The sequence below is a fragment of the Shewanella sp. SM20 genome (genome assembly GCF_025654545.1).
In the GTDB taxonomy this organism is placed as follows: Bacteria; Pseudomonadota; Gammaproteobacteria; order Enterobacterales; family Shewanellaceae; genus Shewanella; species Shewanella oncorhynchi.
In genome coordinates, this window is record NZ_JAKKRK010000074.1 from 1 (window position 1) to 16,934 (window position 16,934).

Below are 16,934 nucleotides of genomic sequence, written 5' to 3' on the forward strand. Positions count from 1 at the left end.
TGAAAGAGATTGCACGATAGATTGTCCTGTATGAGCTGCAAGTTGAGCCGCCAACTGTACAAGCCGTTTGGTCCTTCGTACATCCCCTAATTGTGCGCGCTGAAAAATGCTTTGTGCCCAGAGTGATGGTTCACTTAAAAACATGGTATGTGGTATCTGAAACAAAAGGTCAGGATCAGATCAGGGTAATTGAAAATGGTTCAAAAAAATCCCTCGGGGCAAACCGAGGGATTTGTGTAGAAGAGACAGCTGCATTAGCGGGGTTTTAGGGCAACACCTTTCCCAAACCAGCGGGCAAATCATATCTGCCCGCTGCAGATATGCGACGCCTTGCCTCTGAGCTAGGCGCCCCCTTGAGCACTATCACAAGTGCAGATCCTTACTACTAGCAGTACTGTTCCATCGGCAACAAAATCCATTAACGGCACGCTAGTAGTTGTTATGTAAGGAAACATAAATGAAACCGTCTAAACTCACATCAGCCATACTTGTGCTGAGCTTTGCCACACCTATCTTTGCTGTTCAAGCCAATGATACCGCTGCAACCAATGACGAGTTACGCACTGAGTTACAACAAATTCAGCAAAGACTCGCCATGCTCGAAGCCCAAGAAAAAGAGGCATCGGTTTTATCGGATACTCAGTTTAATTTTTATGGTTCTTTACGCCCGACTTTCGGCCTGACCCACACTAACTCGGACGATGTGTGGGATGTGGGCGATGCGAACTCGCGAATTGGCTTTGCCGCAGAACACCAACTTGGCAATGGCTTAGTCGGGTTTGCGAAAGGGGAATTTAAGGTCGATATCAAAGATGACGGCGACTTTGGCGATGCACGCAAAGCCTATGTCGGATTAAAGGGATTTTTTGGTAGCGTAGCCATAGGTAAACAAGCCGTCACCCAGGAAATCATTTCCGATCCCGTCGACATCTTTAATCGCTCAGGAACCCCACTCGCCTATGACAGTGCGAGCCCCTTCAGACTCAATAACCTAGTGACCTATCGTAAAGAATTTGGCGACCTGTTATTTTCGGCCGATGCGCAATTCGACGGCAATAAAGGCAGTGGCGGCAGCGACTTCGTTAACGCGGGTATCCGTTATAAAACCGACTTCATCTACATTGCCGCGGCTTTTTATAATAAAGAGTTAGAAGACAACAAGGATGAAAATACATTCGGTGTAACCCTAGCGAAAAATTTCAATTCTCTGTTCCTCGCCGCAGCCTACCAAAACATTGAAAAAGACAGCGTCGATGGCACAACATTGGATGGTTCAACACTGGATGTGGTTGCAAGTTATCCCATCACTGACAGCTATAAAATCAAGCTAGGCGTGTCCAGATATGACGATGGCGACAATGACATCACCTCCGCGAAATACAATGCCTATAACACTACGCTGGAATGGCATAAAACACCGAAATTCAGCACCTTCATCGAATATCAAAAAACAGATTTTGAATACCGCGAAACCAATGACCAGATCATGCTAGGCATGCGTTATAACTTCGATTATACGTTCTAAGTTTCTATCTCAAACGTATCGTTATGTGAGCAAGCGAGGTGAAAGATTTAGCAACCTCGCCCACGGGCTCACAGCACTAAACTTAAAAGCATAAAAACAAGAAACAACAAAGCCACGACTCGCGTGGCTTTGCTTATTTAAGACGATACCGTCTTTATGCTTCGATACGTTCCAAATTAAAACGGAATATCGTCATCCCAGCCATCATCCAAATCTGGAGTGAAGTTTTGCTGTGGTTGTGGCGCAGGACGCTGTGCCGGTGCTGCAGGCGCTTGATAAGCTGGTGCTGGAGCGGCTTGTGGCTTAGGCGCATAACCACCTTGTTGTGGTTGTTGAGCCTGTGGCTGACCATAACCTTGCTGCTGGGCAGGTGCTGGCGGAGCATATTGTTGCTGAGCTGGCGCTTGGTAAGCAGGTGCTGCTTGAGGCGCTGGCGCATATTGATTTTGCGCAGGCGCGGCTTGTTGTGGTGCAGATTGATAACCTGCGTTTTGTGGCATGCCGCCGCCCATTGGCGCGCCTTGTGCTTGTCCACCTTGACCACGGCTACCTAGCATTTGCATGCTACCGCTTTGGTCGATAACCACTTCAGTGCTGTAACGGTCTTGACCACTTTGGTCTTTCCACTTACGAGTTTGCAGCTTACCTTCAAGGTAAACCTGTGAACCTTTACGCAGGTATTCACCTGTAATTTCAGCTAATTTGCCGAACAGAACCACACGGTGCCATTCAGTACGCTCTTGCTGTTGACCCTGTTGGTCTTTCCACGATTCGCTAGTCGCTACTGTGATATTTGCGACTGCATTACCGTTTGGCATATAACGCACTTCTGGATCTTGTCCCAAATTGCCAACCAAAATTACCTTGTTAACACCACGACTGGCCATTGAAATCTCCTGCGATTCTTTAAATAATCTATTAATTCAGTATGTTGTTTATCTGTGTCGCCATAGAGGAAAATCAGCTTCCCCAAATACCACACGGCAGACCCAGATATTATTGAGCAGAGCCTAACACAGCTCGTGCTTCTCTTAAATCGAAATGCTCATCAACCTTTAAGTAGGCCACTTTCTCGTCCAGCACGACGATCGCTTCGACGACGCCCATTAATTGGGATAACTGAGTCGCCATATCCCGCGCTTGTGCCTTGTCTTTGACTTCGGCTTCTAAGGTGTAACTCTTTAACAACACAGGGTTTTGCATGCCTAATGTCAGGAATAACCAAATAGACATTAAGATCACGGCAACAATAAATACCCCGACTGCGCCCACGAGCTGGAAAGCACCACCACCGAGCATACCACCACAAAAAGCCCCTAAAAATTGGCTAGTAGAATACACGCCCATGGCCGAACCTTTTTCGCCGACGGGGCAAAATTTGGCAATCAAACTTGGCAGTGAAGCTTCTAAATAGTTAAACCCAGTAAAGAAGAGCACCACGGCAAAACTCAATACCCAAAGATTGCTCGCAAATGCGGCCATCGCCAGCAATGCCACTATCATTATCACGAGGGCAATTTGGAACATCGCCTTAGTATTTTTGCGCTTAACCCCTATGATGATTAACGGCACCATCAAAATAAATGCGCCCACAAAAGCGGGGAAATACAGCATCCAATGTTTTTCTTTCACTAGACCCGCATCCACCAGATCCAGCGGCAGTGCCACAAATACTGCGGTGAGCACTAAATGCAGGATAAAAATCCCAGCGTTAAGCCTAAATAATTGCGGCTCGAGGAACATACGTTTGAGCTTAGCGGGCGTAGCTAGAGTGTCTCCCTTCGGCGCCTGAGTGATGGGATTAGGCACTAAAAACTGGATCAACAGCATACCGACAATAGCCAATACCGCCGTTAACCAAAACAATCCAGTCAACCCAAGATGTTGCGCGACGATAGGTCCCATTAGCAAAGACAGGGCAAAAGATAACCCGATACACATGCCAATAATCGCCATCACCTTAGTGCGCTGCTCGTCGCGGGTTAAATCTGCGGCAAGCGCCAGCACGGCAGCGGCAATCGCGCCCATACCCTGTACAGCTCGACCAAAGACAACGCCATAAATCGTATCTGCATTAGCAGCGATAACACTGCCAATAGCAAACAACACTAAGCCACCAAGAATAATCGGCTTGCGACCATATTTGTCAGATAAAATCCCCATAGGGATTTGCAGCACGGCTTGAGTCAGGCCATAGGCGCCGATAGCAATACCCACCCACAGAGGCGAAAAGCCTTCAAGATGCTGACCATAAAGTGCAAAGACGGGCATGATCATAAACAAGCCCATCATGCGCAAACCAAATACACTGGCTAAAGAAAACGCGACTTTTTTCTCAGTACCCGAAAGTCCGTTGTTACCCATGATTTTGCCCTGGATTGAAGTCTTTTAAGGGGCGCATGTTACCACACCCAAAAGGATTTGCTCAAAAGGAAATAGTGGCCTAAACCACTGACTATACACTTAGCTTTTATCCCGTTTATCACGGACCTATATTGACTGTGTCTGAGTTAACATCTTTATTTTTAACGCTCAGACACAGGGGAATGAGTCTAACATAGTGTTCACAATTGTCCTGTGAGTCAGTGCGCAACAACAGTATTAATCTTAGTTAATCCATTCCATCCACAACATCCCGCAAAGCAGGCCGACTTAAAGCCAGTGCCAGCCCTAGGATTGGTGCAGATCACAGAATCAACTAAACTCAGCGGCGGAACTGTGCGATACTTGTGCTCATTTTTTTAAGCATATGGCATTAGAGCGATAGATGGATAAGATTGAAATACGCGGCGCACGCACCCACAATCTCAAGAATATCAACCTGACTATCCCAAGGGATAAACTGATTGTCATCACGGGCTTATCGGGATCTGGCAAATCCTCCCTCGCTTTCGATACTTTATATGCCGAGGGCCAGCGACGTTATGTCGAGTCCCTATCTGCCTATGCTCGCCAATTTTTGAGTTTAATGGAAAAGCCCGATGTGGACCATATCGAAGGCTTAAGCCCGGCGATATCCATAGAGCAAAAATCCACCTCCCATAACCCACGTTCAACCGTGGGCACGATTACCGAAATTTATGATTACCTGCGCTTGATGTTTGCCCGTGTGGGTGAGCCGCGTTGTCCGACACACAATCAACCCTTGGCGGCACAAACCGTCAGCCAGATGGTGGATAAAGTGTTGGAAATGCCCCAAGACAGCCGCTTAATGCTGCTCGCACCTGTGGTCAACGCTCGTAAGGGTGAACACGTTAAATTGCTCGAAGGTCTATCGGCACAGGGTTATATCCGTGCACGTATCGACGGTGAAGTGTGTGACTTAACCGATCCGCCAACCTTAGACTTACACGTTAAACACACGATTGAAGTGGTTGTCGACCGTTTTAAAGTGCGTGACGATATCAAGCAACGCTTAGCGGAATCCTTCGAAACTGCGCTAGAACTCTCCGGCGGCATAGCGACCGTTGCCAGCATGGAAGACGACACGGGTACTGGTAAATCCAAAGGCGAAGAACTGATCTTCTCGGCCAACTTTGCCTGCCCGCACTGCGGTTATTCGATGGCGGAATTAGAGCCAAGGATCTTCTCCTTTAACAATCCAGCCGGCGCGTGCCAAACCTGTGATGGTTTAGGGGTACAACAATTTTTCGATCCTGAGCGCGTGATCACCAATACCGAGCTTTCACTGGCGGGCGGTGCGATTCGCGGCTGGGATAGACGCAACTTCTACTATTTCCAAATGCTTAGCTCACTCGCCGAACACTATAAGTTCGATGTCGAAGTGCCCTACGAGCAGCTTAGCGAAAAAGTCCGTAAAATCGTACTTTACGGCTCAGGTAAAGAAAGTATTGCCTTTAAATACATTAATGACCGCGGTGATGTGGTGGTGCGTAATCACCCCTTCGAAGGCATTCTAAACAACATGGACAGGCGCTATCGCGAAACCGAAAGCAACTCGGTACGTGACGAATTAGCCAAGTTTATCAATACCCAAGCTTGTCAAAGCTGTGGTGGCTCGCGCTTACGCGAAGAAGCCCGTAACGTGTTTTTAGGTGATATCAACCTGCCACAACTCACCACTTGGTCGATTGGCGAAGCCTTGGACTACTTCGAGAAAGTCGAATTTAGTGGCCAAAAGGCGCAGATCGCCGAGAAGATTTTAAAAGAAATCCGCGATCGCTTAGGCTTCCTCGTGAACGTGGGCCTCAATTATTTGAGCCTATCACGCTCGGCGGAAACCCTCTCGGGCGGTGAAGCCCAACGGATTCGACTCGCCAGCCAAATTGGCGCCGGACTCGTCGGCGTAATGTATGTGCTCGACGAACCCTCAATTGGTCTGCATCAAAGGGATAACGAACGTCTGCTGCAGACGCTTATCCACCTGCGGGATTTGGGCAACACTGTGATTGTGGTTGAGCATGACGAAGATGCGATCCGTATGGCGGATCACGTGATCGATATCGGCCCTGGCGCAGGTGTACACGGCGGCGAAGTGATTTGTGACGGTCCAATTGAGAAGATCATCGCCTGTGAAGAATCGGTCACCGGCCAATATATTTCCGGTAAGCGCAGCATTCATATCGATACGCCGCGCATTCCATTCGACAAAACTCAAGTGATTGAGTTGTTTGGCGCGCGCGGCAACAACCTGCGCAATGTGGATTTAACCATTCCTATTGGCCTATTCACTTGTGTTACGGGCGTATCGGGTTCGGGTAAATCGACCTTAATCAACGATACCTTCTTCAAGATCGCCCATAGAATGCTCAACGGAGCGACTGTGGATGAGCCATCACCCTATGACCGTATCGAAGGGATGGAACTGTGCGACAAAGTGGTCGATATCGACCAAAGCCCGATTGGCCGCACACCGCGCTCAAATCCGGCCACTTATACAGGCATCTTCACCCCAATTCGCGAGATTTTTGCCGGAACCCAAGAGTCGAGGACTCGCGGTTACCAGGTCGGCCGTTTCTCCTTTAACGTAAAAGGTGGACGCTGTGAGGCTTGCCAAGGCGATGGCTTGATCAAGGTCGAAATGCACTTCCTACCCGATGTGTATGTACCCTGCGATTCCTGTAAAGGTAAGCGCTATAACCGCGAAACCTTAGAAGTACGCTATAAAGGCAAGAATATTCACGAAGTACTGCAGATGACAGTGGAAGATGCGCGTCAGTTCTTCGATGCCGTACCTGCCATTGCCCGTAAGCTACAAACCTTGATGGATGTGGGTTTGTCCTATGTGCGTCTCGGCCAAAGTGCGACAACACTTTCGGGTGGCGAAGCCCAAAGGGTGAAACTTGCCAAAGAGTTGTCTAAGCGTGACACGGGCCAAACCTTGTATATCTTGGATGAACCGACCACGGGCTTACATTTTGCCGATATTCAATTGCTGCTCGACGTGTTGCATCGTCTCAAATCCCACGGCAACACGATTGTGGTGATTGAGCATAATCTGGATGTGATCAAAACCGCAGACTGGATTATCGACTTAGGCCCAGAAGGTGGCGGTGGTGGCGGTATGATTTTAGCCACAGGCACGCCGGAAGAAGTCGCCGAGCATCCAACCTCCCACACGGCACGCTTCTTAAAGCCACTGCTAAAACGGGATATCGAGCTGGCAAAGGCCAATAAAGCTAGGGCTTAACATTCGGCTCATGCCGCAGTTGGTCTGAATAATAAAAGCGCAGTCGCCCTAAGCACTGCGCTTTTTTTCGCTCAGCAATCCAATATGCTTAAGCTATCGCATACATATAGATCTCATTGAATTAGAATCGGATTTAGGCAAAGATGATATTCATCTTCTGGCGAAGGCTTCAGCGATAAGGAATGTCCATGCGTGATAGCACTCAGTCCCCAGTGACTCACCTTATATTACCGAGGCAGTATCAATCACTTTTAAGTAAAAATCTAAGCGACATAAACCTAAGCGCATTGACTCTATTCAACCACAGTCGTATCGGTCAGCTGCTCGCCAAGTTCAAGATCATGCACCTTATAAGACATCAATCCCAAAGACTTGGCTTATTTGCACTGGCCTGCTTTGTTGTAGCCACCCTCACTGGTTGCGCTAACTCAGCCGAAACCTGTGCACGCACAGAGCTAAAACTCACTTGGGCCGAGCCCACAGAGTTACAAGCGACAGTCACAGTATTAAGCTCGGATGAATTTGAAGGCCGCAAAACCCAAACTCAAGGTGCGGCAAAAAGTCGTGACTATATAAAGCAGCAATTTCAGGGGCTAGGTTTACAGCCTTGGGGAGCGGACTTTATCGTGCCCTTTGAATATAAAACCTTCTTCACCCAAGAAAACGGCGCCAACGTGGTCGCCACCGCGATGGCGGCAGAACCGACGAATCGATGGCGCATTATCGTCGCCCACTATGATCACTTAGGCATGAGCGGCAGCAAGATTTACCACGGCGCCGATGATAATGCCTCCGGCGTCGCTGCTATGCTCGCTATTGCCAAACATTGGCAACAGCAATTTGCCCTACAACCCAATACCTTGCCTAAGGTAAACCTGATGTTTGTAGCAACCGATGCCGAAGAACCTGGGCTCTATGGCAGTATCGCCTTGGTAGAGCAACTCAAAACCCGCCTGCCAGAAGCGACTTTTGAGCTGATGTTGAATTTAGATATGGTGAGTCACCCCGGCAGGCCCTATGCGATTTACCTAGAGGGAAGTCGAAACTTCACTCAGTTCAATCAATTTAAACCCCTACTGAATCAGCAGAACCGACTTTGCATTAAACTCACGCACCCTAAACCCGTTGGTCGAAGCATACAAAGTACCGATTGGCTGCGGGCGTCGGATCATTACCCCTTCCACAAAGCGAATATCCCTTGGCTGTATTTTGGTGTGCCGACCCATCCCCAATATCACACACCAGAGGATACCGTCGCGACAATCGACATCACTTTTCTTGCGGCAGTGACAGAGTCAGCATTCGAGTTACTTCAATTAAATGTTGAATATTTAAAGAATTAATGGGAAGTGGCGCGTTTCTTGCTCAGTTTTAGCGAAAAAAATGCAGAAAACAGGTTAAATAGCGTGACTCTGATTGGTAAAGTGGCCGCCATGCTGCTATAATCCGTCGTTCGCGGGAAATCGACACGGGGTTGATTTTCTGTCTGTGAAACTTTAGCGCCATTTCGCGCGCGCATCCACAAGGCTACAACCCAATGTCATCCGATGAAAGAACTTTCCGTGAACTCGGCCTATCCGAGAATTTGTTGCGTGCTCTTGACGAGCTAGGTTATGAAAAACCAACGCCAATCCAATCAGCCAGTATCGATCCACTTATGGCTGGCAAAGATATTTTAGGTCAAGCGCAAACAGGTACAGGTAAAACTGGCGCCTTCGCGTTACCACTATTAAACAAAGTTACCAGCCAAACTACACCGCAAATTTTAGTATTAGCACCAACACGTGAATTAGCCGTGCAGGTTGCTGAAGCGTTCAGTAGCTATGCCAAATTTATGAAGAATTTCCACGTTCTTCCTATTTATGGCGGCCAAAGCATGCAACAACAGTTGAATGCCCTGAAACGTGGCCCACAAGTTATCGTTGGTACGCCTGGTCGTGTTATGGACCATATGCGTCGCGGCACCTTGAAACTCGATTCATTACAAGCCTTAGTGCTCGATGAAGCCGATGAAATGTTAAAAATGGGCTTCATCGATGATATCGAATGGATCCTTGAGCACACGCCAAGCGAGCGCCAACTGGCGTTATTCTCTGCCACTATGCCAGAGCAAATTAAGCGTGTAGCTAACCAGCACTTACGTAATCCTGTACATGTTCGTATCGAATCAAGCCAAACTACGGTTGAGTCAATCGAACAGCGTTTCGTACAAGTATCACAACACAACAAACTTGAAGCTTTAGTACGTGTATTAGAAGTTGAAAACACTGAAGGTGTGATCATATTCGTCCGTACTCGTAACTCATGTGTTGAGTTAGCTGAAAAGTTAGAAGCCCGCGGTTATGCTTCATCACCACTACACGGTGACATGAACCAGCAAGCCCGTGAGCGTGCAGTTGATCAACTGAAACGTGGCAAGTTAGACATTCTGATCGCGACTGACGTTGCGGCCCGTGGTCTTGACGTTGAGCGTATAGGTCACGTTGTGAACTACGATATTCCGTATGATGCCGAAGCTTATGTACACCGTATTGGCCGTACAGGCCGTGCTGGCCGTACTGGTATGGCGATCCTGTTTGTAACGAGCCGTGAAATGCGCATGCTGCGCACTATCGAACGTTCAACTAACAGCCGCATTTCACCAATGAAAATCCCAAGCCCAGAGACAGTTGCAGAACGTCGTCTGTCTCGCTTAGGTGAGCAATTGGCTGAAACAATCAACGGCGATTTAGATTTCATGAAAGAAGCTGTTGCTCAATTATGCCAACAGTTAGAAGTCGATACCGATCTGCTAGCCGCAGCTTTGTTACAGCAAGTTCAACAAGAACGTCCTTTGCAATTGCCAGCAATTCAAGAACGTGTTCGTGATGAACGCAGTGAGCGCACTGAACGTAGCGACCGCGGAAGTGATCGTAATGACCGTGGTGGTGAGCGTGGTGAACGCAGAAGTCGCGAACCGCGTCCAATGCCAGCAAGCTTAGGCTCAGCTGAAGCGTTGAAAGACAACCCAGATTTGAAAATGTGCCGTTACGTGATCGACGTAGGTCGTGAGAATGGTGTAGGTGTGGGTAACATCGTTGGCGCTATCGCGAACGAAGCTAACATCGACAGCCGTTACATTGGCGCAATCCAACTTTACGATGCAGTGACCACTGTTGACCTGCCAGACGGCATGCCAAAAGACGTGTTACAGCACCTACGTAAAGTACGTGTTTGTGGCAAGCCATTGAACATCCGCGAAGCTGGCGATCAAGTATTTGTTGATTCAGGCCGCAGTGCTCGTTCAGAGCGTCCTGCTGGTGACCGTAAACCACGTGGCGATCGTCCAACAGGTGACCGCCCAGCGGGTGATCGTAAGCCTCGCGCTGCGTCTACTGGTGATAAGCCATTTGCTGACCGAAAACCTCGTGCAGACAAACCTGCCGGTGAGCGTAAGCCACGTAAACCACGTGAAGACTAATCTAGCTTAAGCTAGAGACTAAAAAAGGAGCCTAGGCTCCTTTTTTGTTGTCTTAACATCGCACTAGCTCAAAGCACACTGGCCAGTTGATATTTCAAGCTGATATAGTCAGTGCAAGAATGCCTAGTTTAAGGATATAAAATGGATTTTTTAGCACTGATCACTTCCCCATTTACCTCGGCACTGCCCGAACTCGCTAAGTCATGCCACAAAGATAAAACTTTATTAATCATGGTACTTGTCGGTTGCACTCTGTTTGCGGGCTTTATTGGAATGTTAGTCACAATGGCAAATTAACTTGCAGTTAAGCCAACATGTCTATTAGTGTCGACTTAGTCTTTAGCAACGCATCTAGTGTATTTCGATGAAAAAAGCCTTTAACGCCGGCCTGTTATCCGCCTTTGTCGCCCCCGGCAGCGGCCATTTTTACCTAAAACATAAACGCTCGGCACTGGTATTTTTTAGCTTAGCGGTCGTGAGTCTTGTGCTGTTGCTCATGCAAATCTATCAAGTGGCACAAGTGATCGCCTTAGATATTCAAAACGGCACCTTACCGCTTGATATTGGCGTGATTTCTGCCGAAATCACGCAACAAACCCAGACCACAATTGCCAATGCCAATGAGCTGCTCTATGGCTTTTTACTCTGCTGGTTAGTGGCATTAGTCGACAGTATTCGGCTTGGGCTTAAGCAAGATAAGCTGGATACATAAAGTAACCGCTAAATATCTTCTGACTCTTAGCGAGGCCGTAGCGATAAAAGCGACGTTGATATTGACCGAACATTTTTAATCAATTGAAATATTGGATATTAGCTTTTAACGGCTGCGGTAATAACACCATAAACAGTCAAGATGGATGACGATATGTTAGACAATGAAGAACGTGAATTTATTCTAAACAAAGTATCACAACCCGTGATTACCATTGCACGCGAGGTTAATTTTGCCGATCGCTATGCCTCCATGTTAGCGCGCTTTCCTAAGCTCCCTGGCGATTTTAATCCTAAGGTGCCGTCCGAGCGTCAACAAGCACTGGTTGCCCAGTTCCCATATCCGATTCGTTTTTATACAAGCGAGGGGGGATATTACAAGCTAAATGAGAAAAAGTTCGCCTACCCGCATATGACGCTTATGATGGAGATGCGGCAGTGGGTAGTTTTTAACTTTGACTTGTGGCGTGAAGATAAGCGCATCGGTGGCGGCTCCTATCAACAGATTGCCGTTGCAGAGCGGTTAGCGCGAGGTGAAGAGATTGACTGGGATAACGACTGGCGTACACAACGCCAGCCATGGTGCTATAACGAAGATCAATTACAGACGGTGCTAACGGAAAGTTTTGCACTATTTGATGACCTTTGTAAGCAATTACCTAAGTAGTCACAGGAGTTAATTGAGATATATGCGGCTAAACAGGTTAACCGCATAAGCATAAATTATTTAGGCCATGCTTTAATCAGGCTGTGGTAGCAAGAGACCAGTAAATCAGCCGCTTGGGCATAGTCGGGAATAGTTTCAGGGCAATAGAGGGCGCAGTGACTACCCGCATTGCGCGCAGTTTGTAGATCAAACAGATAATCGCCCACATACAAGATCTCTGCGGGCGCGAGTTGCCACTGCTGGCAAATAAGATGAATACCTTCGGGATGCGGCTTAGGCTGCGCATCATAGCGCGTTAATACCAGAGCGATATCTATGCCGAGTTTATCGATAGTGATTTGCGCCGCTTCTGGCATATTGCGAGTCAAAATAGCCAAGGGCAGTGACTTGGCCCGTAGGCATTCGATAAGCTCCCTCGCGCCATCAATCCAACTGGCCTTGAGTGAACTTTGTCTTTCGTACTCATGGACAATGTCTAACGCCTTAGCCCGTGCTTCATCAGTACTGAGACTCTCGACATGGGCCAAGATATCTGTACCAGAATGAATCCCCAACTCACGCCGCAGCCCAGCAAAATCGGGATTAGAATGCGCTAAGGTGCCGTCGAGATCGAAGATGACGCCACGGATATCCTGGAGTTTTAATTCGCTGAGTCTAGTGATCACTGGCCTTTCCCATAGATAAAATGTCTGCGTTAGACAGCCTGCAAACGCTTCGCCTGACGATTACGGTACATAGGCAGCAATTGCACCACCATCACAGACACAATAATCACGCCAATCCCCAGCAGAGATAAACCATCTAATTCATCAGCGCGGAATACTTCTGGCCACCAGCCAAGACTCACCACTAACGCCGTGGCACTAAAGCTAAATACTGGCGTTAGGGCCAACATGGCACTGACCTGCGCCGTCGGCCAATACTTCATCGACTGGCCAAAACAGCCATAGGCGATCAAGGTATTGGCGGCGCAAAACAGTGCTATCTGCCAATCGAAGCTGTCCATACGGACAAACTGACTAAAGTCGCTAAAGGGAGCCATTACGAAAATACCTAAGCCATAGATCACTAAGAGCACGTTCGCGGGCGACAAACGATTCAGTAAGGATTTTTGCAATAAGGCATAGCTAGTCCACGACAGTGCTGAGAACTGGATGATCATCACCCCAATCCAAACCTGATGATTATTAGCCCCAGAAAAATTTAAATTAGGATGGAAAAACATCAACATACCTAAAGCTAAGGTTGCAAAACAGCTGAGTTGCACCGCATTAAGCCGTTCCTTAAAAAACAACACACCACCAAACGCGAGGAAAAAGGGCGAAGTCTGGAAATTAAGTTGGGCGGCGCCGGGTGCGAGGTAATCGAGTGAGTAAACAAAAGACACATAATTGAGCATCAAGAAGATGCCAGCAAGCACTAACCTTAACCAAACTTTGGCATCGAGTGCTGCAAATTGCTTAAGACTACCTGCGCTCCATTGGATCACTATGCTGACTAAAAGCGCGACCAGAAAACGAAACCAAGTAAGAGTTACGGGATCAATAAAGGCCGCAGAGAGCTTTAATGCTATAGGTAACATGCCCCAAAATAAAACCGCAACTGAGATGAACAGGAGCCCGAGTTGAGCATGATTATTTGCCTGAGGGGCGTTATGGCTAAGGTTCACGGAGGAGTCCAGTAGAAACCGCAAAATGGACAGCCATTCTGGCACTGAGCCAACACAATATCTAGCGGATCAGCATGGAAACATTCGCGTTAGATTGGATACTTTAGCTGACACTTATGTGAGGCAAGTTTCAACATCTTACGATAATTGGAATATTGGCCGCACTCTTGATTCAACTGCAGCAGATTTACCCCGAAAGCCAACATTGGCATTTCCCGCGTTGCCAATAACCGAGTATATTTGGCCCATAAAAATGGCTTCTGTCACACACTCTCTAGGCCACTTCTTTTTAAGCTAACGCTTTAAATAGGAAAGTTAATGTTATCTACCGCCACGATCGAACAAGTTAAAACGCATATTAATACCGCAGCCAAAGAATTAGCCGAGCGCCGCGCAGCAGGCACGAGCGGCGATTTACTGATCCCAGAACTGAGGCCAACCAGCTTCGAACAGGCCTTCGCTATTCAACAAGCCGTAGCAGAAATATTTAAAGCAAGCGATAACAATCCTATCGCGGCGTGGAAATGCCTATTACCAACGGCGGAAAAAACCGTCGTAGCGCCTATTTATCAAGATGATGTATATCAACAATCGACCACTTGCCCACTCTATCCATCGACTAAAGGCCTGGCCCGAGTCGAACCCGAACTCGCCTTCGAGATTGCTCGCGATTTACCGCCAAGAAGCACGCCTTACACAGAGGCTGAAATCGACGAGGCCTTAGGCCACACACGCTTAGCCTTGGAATTGATCAAAAGCCGCTACCACACACCCAGTGAAGCGACGCATTTTGATGCCCTCGCCGATGGCTTAGTCAATCAAGGACTGTGGTTAGGGCCAGTGCTTAATCCGCAAGAAGGTTTAGAGACGAGCTGTTTTGAACTCAGCGTTGATATTGCCAATGGCGAGCACCAGCAAAGCGACACACTGCAAAAATCCGCCATTCATCCTAACGGTTTCCCTAAGGCGGGACTCTACTGGTTAGTTAACTTTTTATCCGCCCAAGGCATTAGCTTAACTCAAGGGCAATATGTGATCACAGGCTCTTACGCTGGCGTCCTCGATCTGCCATTGGCACAGATCTGCAAATTTGAATACGGCGCGCTTGGACAGTTCGCAGTGACTTTCACTGCTAAGTGATTGCAGCGAGTAAAACGACAAGGCACTGATAAATAAGCGAACTCAGTTTCAGCTGGGCTCGCTTATTTTCAATCTCAGCTCTCAGTTCTCAGTTATCTGAATTCCCCACAAGCATCATTAACAAAAGCCAAACTAACTTGCCTCAAAATGTACACCTATGTATCATCTAAATTCATAAATAATAAGGATATATAGAATGTCGCACGGAAAAATGCTGCCAATTGCCTGTCTTCTTGCCCTCACTTTAGGCACTTCTCTTAGCGTGCATGCCTCAGAAAATAGCTTTGCCAAAGCCTATAGTGACTATCAAGCAGCCGTAGAAAAAGGCGATGCTGCAAATATTGAAGCAAGCGCAAAAACCGCTTATCTACTCGGCGAAGCCCAATATGCCAAAGACAGTGTCGACTTAGCGAATCTCGCCATGAACTGGGCCAGCGCGATAGAAAAGCAAGTCGCCCCTTACCCATTTGCAGAAAAGAATCTGCCAAAAACGGCGAAGGCAAATGAGTTGTATCAGCTCGCTCTTGCAAACTATAAAGTTCATTATGGCAAAGAAGCGCTTGAGCTTATCGACCCCTTACTGGGGGCTGCACAAACCGCCGTTGAAGCCAAAGATGCGAAAAATGATTTGCTTACTGCTATCGCAATTGCTGAAAAATCCGATAAAAAGAAACTGCTCGCCGATGTAAAAATGGCCGCCTTCAACCGCTTATCAAATACAGAGCTATACACCAAAAGCGTAAGACGCTATGCCTTCGATGCCTATGATATTTATAAAGAGATTTTACCAGAGAACGCCATAGACAGAGTCAAGGCAACCTATGTGGTGGGTGCAGTTGAGTATGCAGAAAAGCATGATGACAAGGCGATGCCATTGCTTTTAGAAGTCGTGAAGCAGTTTGAAGCCCTTAACTTTAGCCATCCCTATGCCTTAAGTGCCCACGCTTATTTAGTCGAACTCTATGAGCGCCAAGGAAAGCGTGACGAGTCCACCGCCCACTGTATTGCTATCGGCAAAATGCGTCCTTGGGCCGACGCACAGGAACAACAACCTATTTTCCGTATCGTACCAGACTATCCAATGTCCTATGCTAAGCAACGTAAAAGTGGCTGGGTTCAGCTTAAATTTACTGTCGATGAACATGGGTTCGTGAAAAATCCTGAAATTTTAGCCTCTAAGGGTGGTGCTTTATTTGAAAAAAAGAGTATTGAAACCTTAAATAAATGGCGTTACGCACCCAAGTTTGAAAATGGTATAGCCGTTGAGGCACAAACCACTGTGCAACTGGATTACACAATCGGTCGATAACTCATTACTTCACCTCATGCCCTAACCCATCGCTTACACTCGATGGGCTTTTTTCATCCTGCTCTGCAATCTGCCCCTGACTTAACCCCTGCTTAAGTTGGATTAAACAAGCTTGGCAAATACAGGCATCGGCAGACGGTAAAATATGGTTGATGACCCCTAGCGGCGAATCTGATGCTTGCGCTTGCAAGGCGGCCAAAGGTGGAAATGTTTGCAGAGCGCACCAACAATCCTCAATACCCTTACCTAAAATCACAGCACATTGATTCGCGCCTTGGCACAGAGGGCAAATTTGCGCAGTTTCTAACTTAGGTTCTTCCAATGGCTGAGACACGGTAATCCTTATAGCAAGATAAGTTGTTATAGCCCGGAGATCATAATAGATTTTTGCAACTCAAACTTAATTGATTGGCACCAAAGTGAGACTTTAAAACTTTCCAAACTACGTTTGAATGCTTTAGTTAAAAAGTCGTGGGGCTTCACCCCTCAGGCTAATATTGGTGCTGTTTAGCACAATGCTATATTGATTGCGGCCTTACGGCCGAGATAAGTCAAAGTGTAGTGGCACACTAATTTTGGCCACCTAAATAGAGGTGATATTATTACCTCGTAGATGACTTTAGGTGAACACATGAGATCGACAACCAGAAAAACATTTAGTGCTGAATTCAAACTTGAAGCAGCCCAATTAGTCCTCGATAAAAACCATAGCATCATCGAAGCTGCAAAGGCGATGAACGTAGGTAAGTCCACTATGGATAAATGGGTGAGACAGTTAAAACTAGAACGCCAGGGTGGCACAC

Annotated in this window: 16 protein-coding genes; 10 read left to right on the forward strand and 6 right to left on the reverse strand. The window is 47.4% G+C overall.

Translation table 11 applies throughout. The features are described 5' to 3' along the window. Nucleotides 1-144: transposase (locus L5M18_RS21205; RefSeq protein WP_263196006.1), on the reverse strand; the 144-nt coding region annotated here is incomplete at its 3' end. A 313-nt stretch (nt 145-457) separates the two neighbouring features. Between L5M18_RS21205 and L5M18_RS21210 the strand changes: the two genes are divergently transcribed. Next, nucleotides 458-1,525, forward strand: coding sequence for a porin (locus tag L5M18_RS21210; RefSeq protein WP_263198530.1), 1,068 nt, complete (start codon nt 458-460; stop codon nt 1,523-1,525). A 176-nt stretch (nt 1,526-1,701) separates the two neighbouring features. Here L5M18_RS21210 and ssb read toward each other — a convergent pair whose 3' ends face one another. Together ssb and L5M18_RS21220 are read right to left on the reverse strand one after the other, a co-directional pair. Continuing rightward, entirely contained in the window at nt 1,702-2,412 is a 711-nt protein-coding gene (gene ssb / locus L5M18_RS21215; RefSeq protein ID WP_011790777.1) for a single-stranded DNA-binding protein, read from the reverse strand. Between the two features lie 109 nt (nt 2,413-2,521). Further along, a complete protein-coding gene (locus L5M18_RS21220) occupies nt 2,522-3,889 on the reverse strand; it encodes an MFS transporter (protein ID WP_105251336.1) in 1,368 nt (455 codons plus the stop codon). A 403-nt stretch (nt 3,890-4,292) separates the two neighbouring features. Between L5M18_RS21220 and uvrA the strand changes: the two genes are divergently transcribed. From uvrA to L5M18_RS21250, 6 genes are all read left to right on the forward strand, one after another. Continuing rightward, nucleotides 4,293-7,175: an excinuclease ABC subunit UvrA gene (gene uvrA / locus L5M18_RS21225; protein WP_263198531.1), complete on the forward strand. Its 2,883-nt coding sequence runs from the start codon at nt 4,293-4,295 to the stop codon at nt 7,173-7,175. Nucleotides 7,176-7,363: 188 nt separating this feature from the next. Then, a complete protein-coding gene (locus L5M18_RS21230; RefSeq protein ID WP_263198532.1) occupies nt 7,364-8,518 on the forward strand; it encodes a M28 family peptidase in 1,155 nt (384 codons plus the stop codon). Between the two features lie 194 nt (nt 8,519-8,712). Beyond that, nucleotides 8,713-10,635 (forward strand): DEAD/DEAH box helicase, encoded by a 1,923-nt coding sequence (locus L5M18_RS21235; RefSeq protein ID WP_263198534.1) that lies wholly within the window; start codon nt 8,713-8,715, stop codon nt 10,633-10,635. A 141-nt stretch (nt 10,636-10,776) separates the two neighbouring features. Continuing rightward, a complete protein-coding gene (locus tag L5M18_RS21240) occupies nt 10,777-10,932 on the forward strand; it encodes a hypothetical protein (RefSeq protein WP_219234525.1) in 156 nt (51 codons plus the stop codon). A 67-nt stretch (nt 10,933-10,999) separates the two neighbouring features. Beyond that, complete coding sequence (locus L5M18_RS21245; protein WP_263198536.1) at nt 11,000-11,347, forward strand: hypothetical protein; 348 nt, start codon at nt 11,000-11,002, stop codon at nt 11,345-11,347. A 153-nt stretch (nt 11,348-11,500) separates the two neighbouring features. Next, on the forward strand, nt 11,501-12,013 hold the full coding sequence (locus L5M18_RS21250; protein WP_263198538.1) for a hypothetical protein: 513 nt from the start codon (nt 11,501-11,503) through the stop codon (nt 12,011-12,013). A gap of 56 nt (nt 12,014-12,069) precedes the next feature. Here L5M18_RS21250 and L5M18_RS21255 read toward each other — a convergent pair whose 3' ends face one another. Both L5M18_RS21255 and L5M18_RS21260 read right to left on the reverse strand, forming a co-directional pair. Beyond that, on the reverse strand, nt 12,070-12,678 hold the full coding sequence (locus L5M18_RS21255; protein ID WP_263198540.1) for an HAD family hydrolase: 609 nt from the start codon (nt 12,676-12,678) through the stop codon (nt 12,070-12,072). A gap of 29 nt (nt 12,679-12,707) precedes the next feature. Continuing rightward, nucleotides 12,708-13,682, reverse strand: coding sequence for a DMT family transporter (locus tag L5M18_RS21260; protein ID WP_113940039.1), 975 nt, complete (start codon nt 13,680-13,682; stop codon nt 12,708-12,710). 318 nt (nt 13,683-14,000) lie between these two features. Between L5M18_RS21260 and L5M18_RS21265 the strand changes: the two genes are divergently transcribed. Together L5M18_RS21265 and L5M18_RS21270 are read left to right on the forward strand one after the other, a co-directional pair. Further along, nucleotides 14,001-14,822, forward strand: coding sequence for a hydratase (locus L5M18_RS21265; RefSeq protein WP_263198541.1), 822 nt, complete (start codon nt 14,001-14,003; stop codon nt 14,820-14,822). 196 nt (nt 14,823-15,018) lie between these two features. After that, the gene (locus L5M18_RS21270) at nt 15,019-16,131 is read left to right on the forward strand and encodes an energy transducer TonB (protein WP_263198543.1); all 1,113 of its coding nucleotides are present in this window, start codon (nt 15,019-15,021) and stop codon (nt 16,129-16,131) included. Between the two features lie 4 nt (nt 16,132-16,135). Here the strand turns inward: L5M18_RS21270 and L5M18_RS21275 are convergent, their stop codons facing one another. Next, nucleotides 16,136-16,465, reverse strand: a complete 330-nt coding sequence (locus L5M18_RS21275) for a cysteine-rich CWC family protein (RefSeq protein ID WP_263198544.1) — start codon at nt 16,463-16,465, stop codon at nt 16,136-16,138. 297 nt (nt 16,466-16,762) lie between these two features. On the opposite strand from L5M18_RS21275, the gene L5M18_RS21280 reads away from it, so the two are divergent. Beyond that, a partial coding sequence (locus L5M18_RS21280) for a transposase (RefSeq protein ID WP_263148087.1) occupies nt 16,763-16,934 on the forward strand: 172 nt, incomplete at its 3' end.